We start from the raw sequence: 17,855 nt of genomic DNA on the forward strand, positions 1-17,855 counted from the left end.
GCCCGCCGACGTACCCTGTCGCGATGGAGTCGTTCGCGTGCGACGGGTGCGATGCCGCGCTGACCGCCCCGCTGACGCGGGTCAGCTTCCCGAGCCACGCCCACCAGACAGTGGGGAACGGGCTACTGCTCCCCGTACTCATGCGGTCCGGAACCTACGCGGTCGACCCGGAACCGTTCGGACCGCCCTGGCATCCGTGGACCGAGGTCGATTCGCCCGAGGCCCACGGCGTGTACGCACCGGTCCCCGCCTTGTCCTTCGGCCCGGCGGGAGCGATCGTCATCGCGCCCGGTGACGCGCGCGGCACGGTCCTGATCCCGAGACAGCTCGACGGAGGCTGCTGCGGACTCGACGAGCGCAGCGGACCCAACCTGGCCTGCGCCCGGTGCGACCGGGCGGTGGCCACCCGCGTCGACGACTGCGCACGCTGGCAGGCGGTGTGGCTGGACCCGGGTGCGGTCCACCGCATCCCCACCGACGCCCCCACCAGCCCGGACCTCGTCCCGGACGACGTTCCCCCCGTCGACCCCTCCGGGGAATGGAGCCCGCGCTGGGCGGCCGAGGCGGGCAAGGCGTTGGCCCACCTGGTGGCCCTCTCGTCGGGACGACCCGTCACCGTTCCCGACGGCCTCGTCGCGACGATGCTCCGCCACGTCCTCGAGGCACTGCTTCCCCCTGGCCCACCGGCGAAGCGGGCGGCGCTGGCCGGCCCTGGCCTGCCCGCGCCCGATCCCGCCGTCGACCTGGCCCTGGTTCCCCGGCATCCGTGGACAGGGCAGCCCTGGCGGTCACCAGGCAGGGCCGACACCGTGCCACTGGCGTTCGAGATCTGGACGGTCCTGGCGTTTCACCGCGAACGGCCGTCGATTCCGGCGACCGTCGACCACCCCCGCGACGCACCGCGACCGCTGCTCCCCCGCACGGCCTTCCGACCCGACGGGGGAGTTTTCCTGCACAGGCTCGCGCGCCTGCCCGCCGTCCGCGAGCCCGCTCTCCGCGCGATCCACGACCAGGTGAGCAGCGCCCCGTACGCTCACCCCTTCTAGCGGACACGGCCGTGGCCGTCCCTTGTGGACGGTCCACGGCCGTGTCCTGGTCCTGCCCGTCAGGCGGGACGAACGATCAGACCCCGATCTCGGCCAACCACTCCTCGGCGACGTCGGAGTAGTCAGGCTTGTCCTCGGCGTTCAACCGCGCGTTCAGGTCCAGCAACGTCTCGGTGTCCAGCTTCGCCGAGAGGGCGTTCAACGTGTCCGTGACCACCGCGCTGGCCTTGTCCTTGTTCACCAGCGGCACCACGTTCTGCGCGGCGAAGTTGTTCTTCGGGTCCTCCAGCACGACCAGGTCGTTGGCCTCGATGGCCGAGTCGGTGGTGAAGATGTCGGCCGCCTGGACGGTCCCGTCCACGAGCGCCTTGGTCGTGATGGCACCGGGCTGCAACGCCTTGAAGCTCTTGAAGGTGCAGCCGTAGGTCGACTGGATGCCGGGAATACCGTCGGGCCGCTGCTGGATCTCCGTCGGGCCGCCGAAGACGACCTCGCCGCAGTGCGGGACCAGGTCGTCGATGGACTTGAGGCTCCACTTGTCGGCGGTCTCGCGGGTGACGACCACGGCGTCCTTGTCCTCGGCGGTGGCCTTCTCCAGCACGATGAGGTTCTCCGGCAGCGCCGTCTGCAGCGCCGCGTACACCTCCTCGGACTCGACCTCCTTCGCGTCCTTGTTCACGAACTGGAGCAGCACACCGGTGTATTCCGGAATCAGGTCGATCGACCCGTCCTTGAGTCCGTCGAAGTACTTCTCCCGGCTGCCGAGGTTGAACTGCCGCTCGACGGTGACGCCTTTGCCTTCCAGGGCCTGGGCGTAGATCTCCGCGAGCAGCTGGCTCTCCGGGAAGTCCGCCGAGCCGATCGAAATGGTCTCCTTCGAGCCGGAGTCCCCGGAATCGCCGGAATCCTCCGCCAGGGGGTCGGAACTACCGCAGGCGGCCAGTACCAGCGCCGTCGCCGCGGTCGCCAGGCCGGCGAGTACGCGCTTCATTCCCAGTCTCCTCACGTGTTCTTCCCTACCAAATTCGTGGCCCGCAGGCCGGGTGAGACGACCAGACGCTGCGCGAGCGCCAGAACGCCTTCGACGGTCAACGCCAGGGCGGCCACCGCCACGGCACCGGCCGCCATCTGGGGGTAGCCGTCGGGCGACCCGGGGCCGGCGTTGTTGCCGTCGATGACGAACCGGCCAAGGCCGCCCAGCGACACGTAGGCCGCGATGGTCGCGGTGGCGATGACCTGCAGCGTCGCCGATCGGATGCCGCCGACGATCAGCGGCAGGGCGTTGGGCAGCTCGACGCGCCAGAGGACCGACGGGCCGCGCATGCCCATGCCGCGCGCGGCGTCGACGACCGAGCGGTCGACGTTGCGCACGCCGGCGTACGTTCCGGCGAGCACCGGCGGCAGCGCCAGCACCACCAGCGACACCACCACCGGCAGCAGGCCCACATAGGTGAGCAGCACCAGCAGGGTCAGCAGGCCCAGTTCCGGCAGGGCGCGCAGGCCGTTGGACAGACCGGCGACCAGGAAGGTCCCTCGGCCGGTGTGGCCGATGACGGCGCCGACGGGCACCGCGATCAGCGCGGCGATGAGGACCGACAGGCCCGTGTAGCCGAGGTGTTCGAGGATCCTGGCCGGGAAGCCGGTCGGCCCGCTCCAGTGGTCGGGGTCGAACAGCCAGTTGAACGCGGAGTTCACGCCTTCACCCCCCGGCCGGCCCTGGTCCATGGCGTGATCACGCGCCCGGCCAGCAGCAGCAACGCGTCGATGAGCAGCGCGATCACCACGATCAGCACGATCGCCACGACCAGCTCCACCCCGTTGTTACGCAGGAAACCCTCGGTGATCAGCTGGCCGAGGCCGCCGATGCCGACCAGGGCGCCGACGGCGGTCAGGCTCATCGCCGAGACCACCGCGACCCGCAGGCCGGCGATGATCACCGGCACGGCCAGCGGCAGTTCGACGGACAGGAACTGGCGCACCGGGCGGTAGCCGATCGCGGTGGCCGCCGCGATGACGTCACCCGGCACCGCGCGCAGCGCGTCGGACACCGAGCGGACCAGCAGCGCGATCGTGTAGATGGCCAGCGGGACCTGCACGTTGAGCGGGTCGATGATCTTCGTGCCCAGTGCCAGCGGCACCAAGGTGATCAGCGCCAGCGACGGGATCGTGTACAGCACGCCGGCCAGCGGCACCAGGATCCCCCTGGCCAGTCGCCACCGGCTGGCCGCCCAGCCCAGCGGCACCGAGATCACCAGTCCGACGAGGACCGGGAGCAGTGCCAGGTACAGGTGCTGCCCGGTGGCCTCCGCGATGTCGTCGAGATTGCGTTCCAGCCAGGGCCACGGCCAGTCGATGTTCATCCGGGGACCTCGCCGGAGCTGCGCGCGTCGGCCAGCGCCGAGAGCACGGTGTCGGCGGTCACGCCGCCGACGACCGCGCCGGTGCCGTCGACCGCGATGCCCACGGCGGCCGGGGAGCTCAGCGCCGCGTCCAGCGCGTTGCGCAGCGAGCCGGCGGTTCCGCCGGCCGAGGAGTCCACTTCGAACAGTGAGCCGCCGGACACCAGGGCTTCGGTGTCGACCGACTTGTCCATTGTGGACAGAAGGTCCGCGGAAACCCAGCCGAGTGGGCGGTTCTGCTCGTCGACCACGACCGCCCAGCCGTCCACGAGCGCCTCCCGAGCCCGCTCGGGAGCGTCGCCGGCGCGCACGGTCGCCACCTCGCCGACCGGAATGCCCGTGGCGGTCAGGAAGCCGAGCGCACGGTAACCCCGGTCCCGGCCGACGAACGAGGACACGAAGTCATCGGCCGGCTTGGCCAGCAACGCCGACGGCGAGTCGTACTGGGCGAGCCGCCCACCGACCCGGAACACCGCGACCCGGTCGCCGAGCTTGATCGCCTCGTCGATGTCGTGGGTGACGAACACGATCGTCTTGTCCAGTTCGGACTGCAGGCGCAGCAGCTGCTGCTGGAGGTCGTCGCGCACGATCGGGTCGACCGCACTGAACGGCTCGTCCATCAGCAGCACCGGCGGGTCGGCGGCCAGCGCACGAGCCACGCCGACCCGTTGCTGCTGGCCACCGGACAGCTGCGCCGGGTAGCGCTTGGCCATGGTCGAGGGCAGCCCGACCAGCTCCATCAACTCCGCCGCCCGCGAGCGGGCCGTGCGCTTGTCGACGCCACTGAGCAGCGGCACCGTCGCCACGTTGTCCAACACCGTGCGGTGCGGGAACAAGCCGGCGTGCTGGATCACATAACCGATGCCACGACGGAGAAGCGGTGGGTCGGACTCGCGAATGTCCTTGCCGTTCAACAGGATCGTGCCCGACGTCGGATCGATCATCCGGTTGATCATGCGCAGCGACGTCGTCTTGCCGCAACCGGAGGGACCGACGAACACCGTTATCCTGCCGTCCTCCACCGTGAGATCGAGGCTGTCGACCGCGACGGTTCCGTCGGGGTAACGCTTCGTCACGGCCTGGAACTCGATCACGCTCGAGACTCCTACGGGTCGGAACGGCCACCTGCCGGCCGTAGGTCGACGACCTTAGCCTCTGGCACCGACACCGGCAGTCGATCTCACCATGTGACGGCGCCCGTTCGGATCAACACCCTAACCCGTTTGCCGCATTTGTTGCCAAGTCGAGATTATCCGCACACTTCACCGAGAGATCAGGACCCGCTCGGAATGGCCACCGGACCCCGGCGCATCAGCTCGTGGAACTCCGGCGCCGGCAACGGCTGGGACAGCAGCCAGCCCTGGTAGGCCTCGACACCGAAGCTGCGCAGCACGTGGAACTGGGACTCCAGCTCCACGCCCTCGGCCACACACGCCCGGCCCATCGCGCGCGCCATGTCGACCAGCGCGCGGACCACGGCGAAGTCGGCCGCCTCGGTCGCCACGCCGGACACGAACGCGCGGTCGATCTTGATGATCTGCGCCGGCAGCTCCTTGAGCCGCGACAGCGACGAGTACCCGGTGCCGAAGTCGTCGACGGCGAACCGCACGCCCCGGTCGGCCAGCTCGGCCATCGCCGCGCGCGAGCGCGACGGCAGGTCGATCAGGCTGGTCTCCACCAGCTCCAGCACCACCCGGTCCCACTCGATGCCGGCCTCGGCCACCGCCGCCGACACGATCTCGACGAACTCCGGGTCGCCGGGCACCAGCCCCGCCAGGTTCACCGCGACGCCGGGGCCGCCGCCGATGACGTTGCCGGCCAGCATCGACCAGGTCGACGCCTCGCACAGCGCCGTGCGCAGCACCCACCGGTCCAGCTCACGCAACAGGTCGCCCTGCTCGGCGACCGGCAGGAACTCGCCCGGCCCGAGCAGCCCGCGCTCCGGGTGCGGCCAGCGCACCAGCGCCTCGGCCGACAGGATCGAGCCGTCCGGGCCGACCACCGGCTGGTAGTGCAGGACCAGGCCGTCGTTGGCGATGGCGTCGCGCAGCTGGCCCTCCAGCAGCATCTGGCTGTTGGCGGTGTGGATCAGCTCGGCGCTGGCCAGCGCCACCCGGCCGGTGCCCTGGCGCTTGGCGTGGAACATGGCCGCGTCGGCGAACCGCAGCAGGTCGGCGGCCGAGGTGTCCGGTCCGCTGGGCACCGCGGCGCCGATCGTCGCCGAGACCCGCAGCAGCTGGCCGCGCACCGGGACGGCCGTGCGCAGCAGGCGCGCCACCCGGTTGGCCAGCGCCTCGACCCCGTCGACCTCGGTGGCGTCCGAGCAGATCACCACGTACTCGTCGCCCGACATCCGCGCCGGCGTGCAGCAGGGCGGCAGCCCGCGCTCCAGGCGCCTGGCCAGGGCGATGATCAGCTCGTCGCCGACGTCGTGGCCCAGGGAGTCGTTCACCCGTTTGAAGTTGTCGACGTCGCAGAACAGGACCGCGACACTGTCCGCCTCCGGGCCGCCGAGCAGCTGACCGAGCAGCTCGTTCACCGCGACCCGGCCGGGTAATCCCGTCAGCTCATCGTGGGTCGCCTGGTAGCGCAACCGCTCGGCCGTGCGGCGACGGTCGGTGACGTCGGAGAACACCACCAGCCAGTACCGCTGGCCGTCGTCGGCCACCGAGCCGGTGACGCTCAGCTCGCAGTACACCGCCTTGCCGGACGCGGTCGCCAGCATCCGCTGACCGACCCGCAGGTCGCCGTTGCGGCCGAGCCGCTCTGCGGTGGTCAGCAGCGGGTGCGCGCGGTCGGTGGGGTGGGCCAGGTCGGCCGCCTCGGTGCCGCGCAGCCGGTCGAGGTCCATCTCCAGCAGCCGGCACAGCGCCTCGTTCGCGTCGACCAGGCGCTCGTCGTCGTCGAACAGGGCGATGCCGACCGGGGCGATGGCCACCAGGTCGGTGAAGCGCTGGCTGGAGCGCAGCATCCGGGTCTCGGTCGAACGCTGCTCGGTGACGTCCTGGGCGGTGCCGATCAGGACGTGCGGGTGCTGGGCGTCGCGCAGGACGCCCCGGCAGCGGAACACCCGGCGGGTGCCGTCGGGCAGCACGGCCCGGTGCTCGATCTCGACCGGCTGGCCATCGCTGGCCAGCCGGCGCCAGCGGGCCTCCAACCAGCCGCGGTCCTCGGGGTGGACCAGGCTCAGGTAGTCGGTGAAGGTGATCGGCGAGCCCGGCTCGATGCCGAACAGCTCGTAGAGCATCGTCGACCACACGCACTCACCTGTCTGGGTGTCCCACTCCCAGGTACCGAGCCGGGCGACGCGCTGGGCGTCGACGAACAGCCGGCGGTCGTGCAGGGCGCGCCGCTCCAGCTCGCGTGAGCTGGTGACGTCCTGGATGGTGCCGTGCACGCGCACCACCACGCCGGCGGCGTCGTACTCGGTGCGGGCCCTGACCTGGAAGGTCCGGTCGCCGGTGACGCTGCGCACCTCGACCTCGCTGCGCGAGTCGTCCGGCGGGGCGAAGATCCGGGTGCGGAACAGGTCGAGCGCGGCCCGGTCGTCGGGGTGGACCAGGTCGATCGCCTCGGACACGGTCGTCTCGCTGGACATCCCGCACAGCCGGCGCATGCCGTCGGAGATGTAGACGTGGCCGGCGGCCAGATCGATGCTCCACACGCCGAGCTGGGCGATGTCCTCGGCGTCGGACAGCCGTAACGAGCGGGGACCGTCGGACACGACGGTTTCGACCCGGGGCCGCTGCGAGGCGAGCGTCACCGCGGGTGCGTCTAACCCGCCGGTCACACCCCCTGGGTGTAGGCCGGCGCGCAGGACATGCTCGGCCACCGCGCCTTCCTCTCGCCCGCAGCCGGCGGGTCGAGGGCAGCCGCCGATCATTCCCGCCGGAGCACAGGGTACCCCGGGGATTAATCGAAATTGGTCGGTGCGTGGTTCCGTCGCCAGTCTGGAATCATCCACTGGCCCGTGACCAGCGACGGAACCGCTCCCCGAGACCGTGATATCCGTGATTTCGGCGTCGTGGGTGACGCTTTCGTGACCCGGTGAAACCGGATCAGCCGGTCACCCCGTCCTCGGCCGCCGCCTTCGCGACCGCCGTGGCGACCTCGGGCGCGACCCTCGGGTCGACCCCGGAGGGCACGATGTGGTCGGGCGCCAGGTCCTCGGACGCCACCTGGAAGATCGCCTCGGCCGCGGCCAGCTTCATCCGCTCGGTGATCCGCCGGGCACCCGCGTCCAGCGCACCCCGGAAAACACCCGGGAACGCCAGCGAGTTGTTGATCTGGTTGGGGAAGTCACTGCGACCGGTCGCCACGATCGAGGCATGCCGGGCGGCCACCTCGGGGTGAATCTCCGGCGTCGGGTTCGACAGCGCGAACACGATCGACTCCGGCGCCATCGTGGCGATCAGCTCCTCCGGCACGGTCGAACCGGACAGGCCGACGAACACGTCGGCGCCCTGGAGCGCCTCGGCCAGGCCGCCGCGCAGACCGGAGGTGTTGGTCCGCGTCGCCAGCTCGGCCTTCACCGGGTTCAGCCCGTCACGACCGGCGTGGATGATGCCGCGCGAGTCGAGCACGGTGACCTCACCGGCACCGGCGGAGAGCAGGAAGTTCGCGCACGCGATGCCGGACGCGCCGGCCCCCGCGATCACCACCCGCTCGTTCTCGATCGGCCGGTCGAGAACGGCGTTCGCCCCGCGCAGCGCGGCCAGCAGGATGATCGCGGTGCCGTGCTGGTCGTCGTGCATGACCGGGCAGTCCAGCGCCTCGATCAGCCGGCGCTCCAGCTCGAAGCAGCGCGGCGCCGCCACGTCCTCCAGGTTCACCGCCCCGAACGAGGGACGCAGCCGCACCAGCGTCTCGACGATCTCGTCGACGTCGGTGGTGTCCAGCACCAGCGGGATCGAGTTGAGCCCGCCGAAGGTCTTGAACAGGGCGGACTTGCCCTCCATCACCGGCAGCGCGGCACGCGGGCCGATGTCGCCCAGGCCGAGCACGGCGGTGCCGTCGCTGACCACGGCGACCAGCCGGTTGGTCCAGGTGTACCTCTTCGCCGCCTCGGGGTCCTCGGCGATCGCCAGGCTCACCTTGGCGACGCCGGGCGTGTAGACGATCGAGAGCGTGCGCGCGTCGGCGATCGGGCGGGTGGCCGCCAGGTCGAGCTTGCCGCCCTCGTGGGCCTCGAAGATCTCCTCGTCGGTGACCGGGGTGTTCAGATCGGAGTGCACGAGCGGATCGTTCACGGTGGTCATTGCGTCCCTCCAACGGGCCGAAGCGGGGATCGCGAAAAGGTAGCCCCGCCGGATCTCGGCACAATCGAGCGACGATCGGGGTGGCATCGACGCGTTTTCGTGTGCCGGCCGATCGGCCGCGCGCGGGAATGTTGGCGTGCGACCGCGGACGCTGCGGTGTCTCACAGTGTGGCAGGTCCGCGTCCACAAGGGGTCGGGTGGGGCAAGTACTGTGCGTCACATGGACGTTCGGGAACTGGCGGTACCTGGCGCGTTCGAGTTCACCCCCAGGGTGTTCCCGGACGATCGTGGGCTTTTCGTGTGCCCCTTCCAGGAGGAGGACTTCGTCAAGGCGGTGGGCCACCCGCTGCGGCTGGCGCAGACCAACCACAGCAGGTCCCGACGCGGCGTGATCCGCGGCCTGCACTTCGCCGACGTGCCGCCTGGCCAGGGGAAGTACGTGTACTGCCCGCAGGGCGCGCTGCTCGACGTGGTCGTCGACCTGCGGGTCGGCTCGCCCACGTTCGGCGCCGTCGACGTGGTCCGCCTCGATCCGGTCGACTTCCGCGCGGTGTACGTCGCGGAGGGCCTTGGCCACGGCATCATGGCCCTCGAGGACGACACGGTGATCTCGTACCTGTGTTCGACCGGTTACAACCCGGGCGCCGAACACGGCCTCAACCCGCTGGACCCCGACCTGGGCATCCCGTGGCCGGCCGAGATCGAGGCCGTGCTGTCCGACAAGGACCGTGACGCACCCGGCCTCGCACAGGCCCGCGACTCCGGCCTGCTCCCGTCGTACGAGGACTGCCTGGCCCACTACCAGCGGCTACGCGCCGCCGCCGCCGACTAGCCGCCCCGGCCGGGGCCAGGCCCGACACAGCACGACCCCGTGCACCACCGCCGGCCCCAACTCTCGCGAGTCGGTCGAGGCCAGGTCGTTGTCCCCGACGACGAACCAGCGCTCGCCGTCGGCCCGGACAGCACGCTTGATCGACAGCTGCCCGGGCCGCTGCGGCCACGTCACCACCACGACATCACCGGCCCGGGCGACCCCCCGCCGGGCGACCACGACGTCGCCGTCACGCAGGGTCGGTGCCATCGACGGCCCCCGCACACGGATCCGGCGCAACGGCAGCCGACCGAGCGGGTTGGACTCACGTGCCAACGATCACCTCCGTCATGAAGCCCCAGCATGCCGGTAGTAAGGTCCGAACGGTCGGAGCGTCAACCTGTTCAGGATCTCAGGAGGAAAGATGCGACTCCTGTCGCGCATTCTCGGCCCACGCCTGGAGGCGACCGCACACTGCGACCTCCCCTGCGGCGTGTACGACCCGGCGCAGGCCCGCATCGAGGCGGAGTCGGTCAAGGCCATCCAGCAGAAGTACCAGGACAACGAGGACCCGGAGTTCCGCACCCGCGCGATCCTGATCGCCGAGCAGCGCAGCGAACTCGTCAAGCACCACCTGTGGGTCCTGTGGACCGACTACTTCAAGCCGCCGCACTTCGAGAAGTACCCGCAGCTGCACGAGCTGGTCAACCAGGCCACCAAGGCCGCCGGCGCCGCCGGCACCAAGGGCTCCATGGACCCGGCCTCCGGCCAGCGCCTCCTCGACCTGATCGCCGAGATCGACAAGATCTTCTGGGAGACCAAGAAGGCCTGAACCCCGGCCTTTCACGAAACGGCGTCGACTGTCCACGGTCGACGCCGTTTCGCGTTCACCGACGTCGAACGGTGGGATTCAGGCCGCCGATCTCCAGCTCGGTGGATGCCTCGGATCTGAGTGCACGGCCATGATTGAGTTTCGGGGCCGGTGCGTCGGGATCACCGTGGTAAACCTTGCGTGCCACACTCAGCCGTCCTTGCCGCTGGACATCGCGGCGAGTGCGTTCACAGGGCGTTGACGAGCGTCAACAGCGAATCCGCGATTCCCCGGTCCGGAGGTCGGCGCCGTTCCACGGTTCTACAGGTCGAAGTCGAACCAGATGTGGTGGGTGCCGTCCTCGGTGATGGTGATGCCGCCGGTGCCGGACAGGCCCGCGAGGTCGGCGGTGCCGCTGGCGGGGACGATGACGAAGAAGTCGCCTTCGCGGTTGGTGCCGGTGGTGCTGGCGGAGTGGGCGAAGTTGAAGGTTCCCCGGCGGCCGGCGAGGGTGCCGTCGAACGATTCCATGGCGACGTAGGTGCCGGCGCCGGTGGTGTGGTCGAAGGCCGCCGTGAACAACGTCGACGAGCGGCCGTCGACCTCGCCGGTGTACGTCTTCTCCATTGTGGACACTCCGACGGGGAGGGCCGTCGTCACGGGTGGGGTGGGGGTTACGTCGGTGGGGTCGAAGGTGACGACCGTGAAGGTTCCGGCTGCTCTCATGAGGGCGACGGTAGCGGCGGGCACCGACAGTTTCGGCGCACGGCGAGCGGCGCGGCGCGGCGGCGGTTAACCTACCTGACGGTAGTCAGAAGGGGTGGGCATGACGGCGCTGTACCTGTTGCGGCACGGGGAGACCGAGTGGTCACGCACCGGCCGGCACACGAGCTACACCGACCTGCCCCTCACCCCCACCGGCGAGCGCCGGGCCGGGGACGCGGGCCGGCTCCTCGGCCACCTGCGGGGCGCGCGACGACCCGCGCTGGTCGCCAGCAGCCCCCGCGTGCGGGCGCTGCGCACGGCCGAACTCGCCGGGCTCACCGCCGACCTGGTCACCGAGGAGCTGGCCGAGTGGAACTACGGTGAGTACGAGGGCCTCTCGACCCCCCAGATCCGGGAGACCGTTCCCCAGTGGACGGTCTGGACACACCCCAGTCCGGGCGGGGAGTCCGCCCACGACGTCGAGGCGCGGGCGGCCCGGGTGGTCGCGCGCGCCAGGGCCGCGCTCGACGACGGGGACGTCATCCTGGTGGGGCACGGGCATTTCAGCCGCGTCGTGGTCGCCACCTGGCTCGGGCTCGCCGCCACCGCCGGTGTCCACTTCGCACTCGACGCGGCCTCCCTGACCGTCCTCGGCGACGAGCGGGGCACCCCGCGGATCACCCGACTGAACGTTCCGCCGGCCCTCGACCAGTAGAATCGCGGGCATGTCCGACGCCCGCGTCCGCCGAGCCGTCGAGTCCGATGTGGAGGCCATGGTCGGGCTCGTGTACGAGCTTGCCGAGTACGAACGCGCCCCCGAGCAGTGCCACCTCACCGCCGAGCAGTTGCACCGCGCGCTGTTCGGGCCCCGCCCCGCCCTGTTCGCGCACGTCGCCGAGGCCGGTGGGGAGGTCGTCGGCTGCGCACTGTGGTTCCTCAACTACTCCACGTGGGACGGTGAGCACGGCATCTACCTGGAGGACCTCTACGTCCGGCCCACCGCGCGCGGCGGCGGGCTGGGTCGGGCCCTGCTCGGCGCCCTGGCCCAGGAATGCGTTCAACAGGGCTACACCCGGCTCCAGTGGTGGGTCCTCGACTGGAACGAACCCGCCATCGGCTTCTACCACTCCCTGGGCGCCGTCCCGATGGACGACTGGACCGTCTACCGCGTCACCGGCGACGCCCTCGACCAGCTGGCGGTAAATCCGTCGCGGCCCTGACCCCGGGAGCCATAACCTTCGGGGCATGCGCAGGACACCGCAGGAGAAGAAGGCGCTGAGCTACGCGCGGGACCGGCGCAGGAGCTACCTCCAGAACAACAAGGGCGCCCGGCGCACCATCCGGCGGCGCAAGCGCTTTCCCCGGCGCGCCGACCGGCACCGGGAGCACCAGGTGTTCACCTCGGCGCTCGGCGCGGTCGACACCGAGCTGGCCGAACGCGCGGAGAACAGGCTGAATGCCGCGCGGCCCCGGCGGTGGCGGAAGTGGCCGGACCAGCCCCTCGGGACCTTCGTCACCGGCAGGCTGGAGCGCCGCGTGGAGATCGGCATGATCAACCCGGAGCACCTGGACCGACGTGTCCGACGTGGACAGTCGGTGCCGGGCAGGTGGCGGTAAACCCGTCGCGGCCCTGACCCCGCGAGCCATAACCTTCGGGGCATGCGCAGGACACCGCAGGAGAAGAAGGCGCTGAGCTACGCGCGGGACCGGCGTAACGCCTACGGCGAGAACGACAAGAGCTCCCGACGCAACGTCCGGCGCAGCAAACGCTTTCCCCGGCGCGCCAACCGGCACCGGGAGCACCAGGTGTTCGCCTCGGCGCTCGGCGCGGTCGACCCGGAGCTCGCCGAACACACGGAGAACAGGCTGTACGCCAAGGCACCCAAGCGGTGGCGGAAGTGGCCCGACCTGCCCCTCGGTACCCACGTCGCCCAGACGCTGGCACACCGCGCGAAGGTCGGCATGGTCAGCCGGGACCACAGGTCGGTCCCCGGGTGGTGACCGACGCGGAGGTCGCGATCCGCGCGGCCCTGGCGGCCGGCGAGGAGATCCGGCGCCGCTACGGCACCCCGCTCGACCGGGTCGACAAGGGCGGCGGCGACTTCGCCACCGAGGCCGACCTGGCCGCCGAACGGGCCGTCCGCGAGGTCCTGCGCGCGCAACGGCCCGGCGACGCGGTCCTCGGCGAGGAGTACGGCGCCGCCGGCCGCGGCACCCGCACCTGGCTGGTCGACCCGCTGTGCGGCACGCTGAACTTCGCCGCGAACACCCCGCTCGTCGCGGTCAACGTCGCGTTGCGCGACGGGGACCGGGTCACGGCGGCGGCGTCGGCGGATCCGCTGTCCGGTGAGGTCTTCTGGACCGACGGCACCGGCGCGTACCTCGGGGAGCGGCGGCTCGCACCCGCCGCCGGGGACCGGCTCGTGGACCTGAACCTGGATCCGCCGTTCCCCAACGGCGCGGACTTCCGGGTGGCGACGCTGCTGACCGACGACGCGTTCGCCGGGCCGTGGCGGCCCCGGGTGGTGTCCTCCTCGGTGGCGCTGGCCTGGGTGACGGCCGGGCGACGCGCCGGCTACGTCACCGACGGCCGGCTGCGCGACAGCGTCCACTTCGCCAGCGGCATCGCCCTGTGCCAGGCGGCGGGCGCCGTGGTGACCAACCTCGCCGGCGGCGAGGTGCACACGGGCGTCGAGGGGCTGATCGCCGCCGCCGACCGGGTCACCCACCGCGCGCTGGCCGGTCTGGTGCGACGCCACTGGCGGTAAATGTGGCGCCGACCAGGGAATCGGCGTGCGATGCTGCGCGCATGGGGACCTCGTGGATGTTCGGTCTGATCGACCAGGACGACGCCGGGACCGACGCCGTCGAGCTGGTCCTCACCGCGCTGCGGCGGCCCTACCGGTGCAAGGACTGGGCCTACGCCCTGTTGGCGCGCCACGTCATCGACCTCGGGCTGCGCGAGCCGGTCACCGCCCTCACCGGCGACGACGATCCGCTCGTCGTGCTGCGCGCGCGGTTCGTGCTGGACGTGTCCGCCGATCCAGGGCGGACGATCACCAGAAGGACCTGGACGCGCTGGCTCGAACGGTAGGGTGGAAGGAGGGATCTGGGGAGGGACTGTGGCCAAACGGGTGCTCACCGGCTGCGGCAACTGCAAGCGCTGCACCAACTCGGCGGTCGGCGAACTGGGGCGCCGGCAGGGCAAGCTGCTGGCCAACATCGCCACCGTCGGCGGCGTGGCGCTCATCCAGGCGTTCACCCGGAACTGCCGGGGCTGCGGTCACAAACTGCGGCTGCACGCCCGCCGTTAGGGAACGCGGTTGGTGATCTGCTCGCCGCGTTCGAAACGGGCGATCGAGCGGTAGTCACCGAACGTGGGAATGGGTTCCCAGTTCGTGTCGATCGGCACGTCGTTGTACTCGACGGTTTCCTGGAAATGTTCGACCTTGTTCTTCACGAGCCTTTTCACGTAACCGTCCTCGCGATAGGTGACGGTTTCGTTGGTGGTCGCGTCCGACAGGCGCAGGCCGGGTTCGTCGGTGGCGTAGGTCCACATACTGACCCTGGCCAGGAAAAGGCTCTCGTCGGTCTTGCGCATGAACGTGTACTCGGTCGCCTTGCGGCCGGGGTCGTCGAGGAACGTGACGGCGACGACACCGGACTTCCACACCGGCGTGACCAGCACCGGAGACGTCGTGCCGGCGCGCGGCGGCATGATCGCCGTGTACTCCTCGCCGGCCGCGTCGCGGGTGGCCGCCTCGTCGGCGGTGAGCGGTTCACCGGGGAGGTTGTCCGCGTAGTTCCATTTGAAGCAGTAGTCGACCATCAGTACGTGTGTCCGTTCTCGTCCCGGATGATGATACCCAGGCGTCGCGCTTCGGCGAGAACTGCCGGCGGCACCGCACCATTCTGCACGGGGACCTCGAGAACCATGTCCCCGTCCATCGGCAGGCCAATGGCGTCGTCGCCCAGGTCGCGTCGGTTGGAGGGGGTGTCGGCGACGATGGTACCGGGGCCATAGGTGTTGGCAAGTTCCCGCAGATAACCGACCGCGGTGCTTTCCCGCACATCAGCCAGCTGCGTGTACTTGCGGCTGACGATCTGCTCGCCCGGCACGTAGGAGTCCACCCTCGGGTACTGGCCCTTGTCTGACCTCGGCTCGACGTGCACCTCGTTGGCGCCACCCTCGGCCTCGTAGTACGGCTCGCGGCGGCGGTTGAACTCGTTGCCCTCCTCCAGCCGTTGGGTCAACCACTCGGGGCGGCTCGACGTCTCGCCGGTGGTCTGGTCGCCGGACCCCGTGGTGCCGCCCGTTCCGCCGGAGCCACCGGGACGGCCCCGGGCGGCGATGTCGCCGGTGGTGCGCTGGGCGGTGGCGATGCTCGACGACGCGTCGACGTCGCCGGAACGCCGGGAGGGCCGCCCGTGACCGGAGTCGCCGCCCGGACGTCGTGGTCTTGGGGTCATGGCGCGCTATCCGTCCAGCAGCAGGGAAAGGTTGGTGATGCTCTCGACCAGCGACGTCGTGTAGTTCAGGACGCGGCCCGCCCACTTGGTGACCGCCGCGACGATCTGCGCGGCGATCACCGGGATGGTGACCACGAGCAGCGCCTCCACCGCCCACACGATCACCCTGGCGACCAGGTCGGCGATCAGGTCGCGGACGATCTCGCGGGTCATCTCGACCAGGCCGCCGGCGCCCTCGGTGGCCGCGGCCATCCCGGCCGACACCGCCGCCAGGCCGCCGAGCGCGTCGACGTTGTTGGCCATCAGCGAGCGGTAGGACTCGGCGGCGCCGCCGGTCCACCCCGGCAGGTCGTTGCCAAGGTGGGTGCCGAGGTCCTGGGACATGGCCTGCAGCTCGCGGGCCATGTTGTTCCAGGTCGCGGCGTGCGCGCGGACCACGTCGGGGATGCCGGTCAGTTCGTCGAGGGCCTCGCGCAGCGGGTCGAAGTACTCCATCGCCCAGCCGAGGCCGTTGGCCAGCAGCGCGCTGAACGGGTCCATCACCGTCGCGGCGCCCTCGACGGCCAGGCCGGCGCCGGCCAGCGCGCCGGTGACCCAGTTCTCGCTCTTGATCGCCTCGACGAGGTCCTCGATGCCGTCGGCGAGGCTGGACCCGGTCCACGGGTCGCGGGTCGACTCGACGGGGGCGACCAGGGAACCGTCGCTCATCTCCGCTCCACCGCACCGATCCTGTCCAGGCGGTCGGCACTGTCGTTGTCGACGGTGTCGTAGGCGTCCGCGGTCGACTCCAGTTCCTGGGTGACCAGGTCGAGGTTCTCGGCGACGTAGCCGATCAGCTCGTCCTGCCTGCGGTGCCGGCCTTCCAGCACCGAGGAGATCCACCCGCACAGCAGCCCGTAGGCCTGGTCGTTCTGGGCGATGCCGGCGCTGGCGCCGCGTACGGCGTCGAAGCGCTGGCGCACCGCCTGCACGTTCTGCGCGTGGGTGCGCAGTTGTTCGATCTCGACCGTGAACTGGTCGCTCACACTGTCACCCCCATTTCGTCACCGCCACAGGTCGGAGCTGACGTCGTAGCCGTCGTCGTTGCTGGTCGCGCTGGCGCCGCCGCGCGGCGACTTGGGTGCGGGGGCGAGGTCGCGGCGCAGGTGGGTGTCGACGCTGGAGGCGATCGCGCGGGCGGCCGGCGACTCGGTGCCGACGGTGTCGGCGATGATCTGCTGGGACCGGTCGGCGAGGGTGTTGCGCGCCTGGCCGAGGGTCGTCATGATCGCGCGCGCCACCTCGTCCGGGGGGACCTGGGCGATCCGGTCGGTCAGCCGCAGGTCGACCAGCGCGCCGGTCGAGTCGACCGAGACCTGGCTCAGCCCGTTGGGGTCGCTGGCGGTGACGCGTAACTCCCGCAGGCGCTGGCTCATCGCCTCGGTGTCCTGGGCCATCCGGTCGATGCGGCCCTTCCACGAGGCCAGATGGTCGCGCGCGCCATCCGGGTCGAGGATCTTCCCGTCCATGGCGGAAAGACTATGGGGACGATCCCCCGGCAGGGCCAGGGAAATCCCGGGAAACGTGGCATGTGCGAACGTGCGACGCGGGGCCGACGGTCCGTCGGCCCCGCGTCGAATCCCGTTACACGCCCGCGATGCTGGCGATCCAGTCGCGGTACTGGGTGACGTTGCCGTAGGCGGTGAAGGTCTGCCGGTCGCTCGTGGAGGCCACGCCGACCTGGTAGTAGCCGCCGTCGACGGGGCTGGTGGCGAACATCGGGCCGCCGGAGTCGCCGCCGGCGGTGATGCCGTCGATCCGGTTGGCGCACACCGCGACGCCGCCCCGGTAGTCCGAGCAGGTCGTCGAGGAGACACCGACGTCGGCGACCTTGAGGTACTGCGACTGGCAGTTGATCTCGGGCTGGTCGGTGCAGGTCGCGCCCCAGCCGTAGACCTGGACGGTCTGGCCGACGGCCACCGCGTCGGCGGTGCCCAGCGGCGAGTAGGTCGCGTCGACCGGGTGGTCCAGTTCGGCGAGCGCGAGGTCGGCGGAGTCGTGGGTGTGGATGTTGATCGCGGTGGCGGACTCGCCCTGGGTCTGGTCGAGGCTGCCGATGTTGAACGACACCGTGCCGCCGCCGGCGACGCAGTGTTCGGCGGTCAGGATCCAGGTCGGCGCGATGATGGTCGCCGAGCAGTTCTCCTGGCCGTTGACGAAAAGGCGCGCCGCCCACGGCGCGTTGTCGGCGAAGTCGCCGTCGATGATCGTCGGCCCGACCGTTGGTGGTTCGTCGGCCGAGGCCGATGTGGTCACCAGGCCCAGCACGGCCGCCGCCGCACCAAGGAAGGCCGCCCCGACACGTGCGAAACGCAT

The 17,855-nt window shown here is 70.8% G+C and carries 24 protein-coding genes; 10 read left to right on the forward strand and 14 right to left on the reverse strand.

Annotated elements, in window-relative coordinates; all coding sequences use genetic code 11:
- The first annotated feature begins 23 nt into the window (after window positions 1–23).
- Window positions 24–1,046: a hypothetical protein gene (locus BLA60_RS31690; RefSeq protein ID WP_075136708.1), complete on the forward strand. Its 1,023-nt coding sequence runs from the start codon at window positions 24–26 to the stop codon at window positions 1,044–1,046.
- 76 nt (window positions 1,047–1,122) lie between these two features.
- Here BLA60_RS31690 and BLA60_RS31695 read toward each other — a convergent pair whose 3' ends face one another.
- The 6 genes from BLA60_RS31695 to BLA60_RS31720 all read right to left on the reverse strand — a co-directional run bounded on the left by BLA60_RS31695 (window position 1,123) and on the right by BLA60_RS31720 (window position 8,703).
- Complete coding sequence (locus BLA60_RS31695; RefSeq protein WP_075136709.1) at window positions 1,123–2,037, reverse strand: ABC transporter substrate-binding protein; 915 nt, start codon at window positions 2,035–2,037, stop codon at window positions 1,123–1,125.
- 11 nt (window positions 2,038–2,048) lie between these two features.
- Window positions 2,049–2,741 carry an ABC transporter permease gene (locus tag BLA60_RS31700; protein WP_281257493.1) on the reverse strand — a complete coding sequence of 231 codons (693 nt, stop codon included), beginning with the start codon at window positions 2,739–2,741 and terminating at the stop codon, window positions 2,049–2,051.
- The gene (locus tag BLA60_RS31705) at window positions 2,738–3,406 is read right to left on the reverse strand and encodes an ABC transporter permease (RefSeq protein WP_075136711.1); all 669 of its coding nucleotides are present in this window, start codon (window positions 3,404–3,406) and stop codon (window positions 2,738–2,740) included. Before BLA60_RS31705 ends, BLA60_RS31700 begins: the two co-directional genes overlap by 4 nt.
- Entirely contained in the window at window positions 3,403–4,539 is a 1,137-nt protein-coding gene (locus BLA60_RS31710; RefSeq protein WP_075136712.1) for an ABC transporter ATP-binding protein, read from the reverse strand. The genes BLA60_RS31705 and BLA60_RS31710 overlap by 4 nt, the downstream gene beginning before the upstream one ends.
- A 179-nt stretch (window positions 4,540–4,718) precedes the next feature.
- Window positions 4,719–7,235 carry a sensor domain-containing protein gene (locus BLA60_RS31715; RefSeq protein ID WP_342744793.1) on the reverse strand — a complete coding sequence of 839 codons (2,517 nt, stop codon included), beginning with the start codon at window positions 7,233–7,235 and terminating at the stop codon, window positions 4,719–4,721.
- A gap of 268 nt (window positions 7,236–7,503) precedes the next feature.
- Window positions 7,504–8,703 (reverse strand): NAD(P)-dependent malic enzyme, encoded by a 1,200-nt coding sequence (locus tag BLA60_RS31720; RefSeq protein ID WP_075136714.1) that lies wholly within the window; start codon window positions 8,701–8,703, stop codon window positions 7,504–7,506.
- Window positions 8,704–8,923: 220 nt separating this feature from the next.
- On the opposite strand from BLA60_RS31720, the gene BLA60_RS31725 reads away from it, so the two are divergent.
- A complete protein-coding gene (locus BLA60_RS31725; RefSeq protein WP_075136715.1) occupies window positions 8,924–9,535 on the forward strand; it encodes a dTDP-4-dehydrorhamnose 3,5-epimerase family protein in 612 nt (203 codons plus the stop codon).
- Here BLA60_RS31725 and BLA60_RS31730 read toward each other — a convergent pair.
- Entirely contained in the window at window positions 9,512–9,850 is a 339-nt protein-coding gene (locus tag BLA60_RS31730; protein WP_075136716.1) for a S24/S26 family peptidase, read from the reverse strand. The genes BLA60_RS31725 and BLA60_RS31730 overlap by 24 nt on opposite strands.
- An 88-nt stretch (window positions 9,851–9,938) precedes the next feature.
- On the opposite strand from BLA60_RS31730, the gene sodN reads away from it, so the two are divergent.
- Entirely contained in the window at window positions 9,939–10,346 is a 408-nt protein-coding gene (sodN, locus tag BLA60_RS31735) for a superoxide dismutase, Ni (protein ID WP_075136717.1), read from the forward strand.
- 300 nt (window positions 10,347–10,646) lie between these two features.
- Here sodN and BLA60_RS31740 read toward each other — a convergent pair whose 3' ends face one another.
- On the reverse strand, window positions 10,647–11,051 hold the full coding sequence (locus tag BLA60_RS31740; protein ID WP_075136718.1) for a DUF3224 domain-containing protein: 405 nt from the start codon (window positions 11,049–11,051) through the stop codon (window positions 10,647–10,649).
- Between the two features lie 100 nt (window positions 11,052–11,151).
- On the opposite strand from BLA60_RS31740, the gene BLA60_RS31745 reads away from it, so the two are divergent.
- The 7 genes from BLA60_RS31745 to BLA60_RS31775 are packed head-to-tail and all read left to right on the forward strand — an operon-like array spanning window position 11,152 to window position 14,344.
- Complete coding sequence (locus BLA60_RS31745) at window positions 11,152–11,745, forward strand: histidine phosphatase family protein (RefSeq protein WP_075136719.1); 594 nt, start codon at window positions 11,152–11,154, stop codon at window positions 11,743–11,745.
- A 10-nt stretch (window positions 11,746–11,755) separates the two neighbouring features.
- Entirely contained in the window at window positions 11,756–12,250 is a 495-nt protein-coding gene (locus BLA60_RS31750; protein ID WP_075136720.1) for a GNAT family N-acetyltransferase, read from the forward strand.
- A gap of 25 nt (window positions 12,251–12,275) precedes the next feature.
- Complete coding sequence (locus tag BLA60_RS31755; protein ID WP_075136721.1) at window positions 12,276–12,647, forward strand: hypothetical protein; 372 nt, start codon at window positions 12,276–12,278, stop codon at window positions 12,645–12,647.
- A gap of 42 nt (window positions 12,648–12,689) precedes the next feature.
- Window positions 12,690–13,031, forward strand: a complete 342-nt coding sequence (locus tag BLA60_RS31760) for a hypothetical protein (RefSeq protein ID WP_075136722.1) — start codon at window positions 12,690–12,692, stop codon at window positions 13,029–13,031.
- Window positions 13,025–13,798: an inositol monophosphatase family protein gene (locus BLA60_RS31765; RefSeq protein WP_075136723.1), complete on the forward strand. Its 774-nt coding sequence runs from the start codon at window positions 13,025–13,027 to the stop codon at window positions 13,796–13,798. The genes BLA60_RS31760 and BLA60_RS31765 overlap by 7 nt, the downstream gene beginning before the upstream one ends.
- A 41-nt stretch (window positions 13,799–13,839) precedes the next feature.
- Window positions 13,840–14,124 carry a hypothetical protein gene (locus BLA60_RS31770; RefSeq protein WP_075136724.1) on the forward strand — a complete coding sequence of 95 codons (285 nt, stop codon included), beginning with the start codon at window positions 13,840–13,842 and terminating at the stop codon, window positions 14,122–14,124.
- A 28-nt stretch (window positions 14,125–14,152) separates the two neighbouring features.
- The gene (locus BLA60_RS31775; protein ID WP_075136725.1) at window positions 14,153–14,344 is read left to right on the forward strand and encodes a hypothetical protein; all 192 of its coding nucleotides are present in this window, start codon (window positions 14,153–14,155) and stop codon (window positions 14,342–14,344) included.
- Here the strand turns inward: BLA60_RS31775 and BLA60_RS31780 are convergent.
- The 6 genes from BLA60_RS31780 to BLA60_RS31805 form a co-directional block, all read right to left on the reverse strand.
- Window positions 14,341–14,859 carry a hypothetical protein gene (locus BLA60_RS31780; protein ID WP_075136726.1) on the reverse strand — a complete coding sequence of 173 codons (519 nt, stop codon included), beginning with the start codon at window positions 14,857–14,859 and terminating at the stop codon, window positions 14,341–14,343. The genes BLA60_RS31775 and BLA60_RS31780 overlap by 4 nt on opposite strands.
- On the reverse strand, window positions 14,859–15,500 hold the full coding sequence (locus tag BLA60_RS31785) for a hypothetical protein (RefSeq protein WP_084735493.1): 642 nt from the start codon (window positions 15,498–15,500) through the stop codon (window positions 14,859–14,861). The genes BLA60_RS31780 and BLA60_RS31785 overlap by 1 nt, the downstream gene beginning before the upstream one ends.
- 6 nt (window positions 15,501–15,506) lie before the next feature.
- Entirely contained in the window at window positions 15,507–16,208 is a 702-nt protein-coding gene (locus BLA60_RS31790; RefSeq protein WP_075136727.1) for a WXG100 family type VII secretion target, read from the reverse strand.
- Window positions 16,205–16,525: a type VII secretion target gene (locus BLA60_RS31795; RefSeq protein WP_075136728.1), complete on the reverse strand. Its 321-nt coding sequence runs from the start codon at window positions 16,523–16,525 to the stop codon at window positions 16,205–16,207. Before BLA60_RS31795 ends, BLA60_RS31790 begins: the two co-directional genes overlap by 4 nt.
- A gap of 18 nt (window positions 16,526–16,543) precedes the next feature.
- Window positions 16,544–17,008 carry a YbaB/EbfC family nucleoid-associated protein gene (locus BLA60_RS31800; RefSeq protein ID WP_075136729.1) on the reverse strand — a complete coding sequence of 155 codons (465 nt, stop codon included), beginning with the start codon at window positions 17,006–17,008 and terminating at the stop codon, window positions 16,544–16,546.
- A 115-nt stretch (window positions 17,009–17,123) separates the two neighbouring features.
- Window positions 17,124–17,855, reverse strand: coding sequence for a S1 family peptidase (locus BLA60_RS31805; RefSeq protein ID WP_075136730.1), 732 nt, complete (start codon window positions 17,853–17,855; stop codon window positions 17,124–17,126).

It is taken from the genome of Actinophytocola xinjiangensis (genome assembly GCF_001921215.1).
Taxonomy (GTDB): domain Bacteria; phylum Actinomycetota; class Actinomycetes; order Mycobacteriales; family Pseudonocardiaceae; genus Actinophytocola; species Actinophytocola xinjiangensis.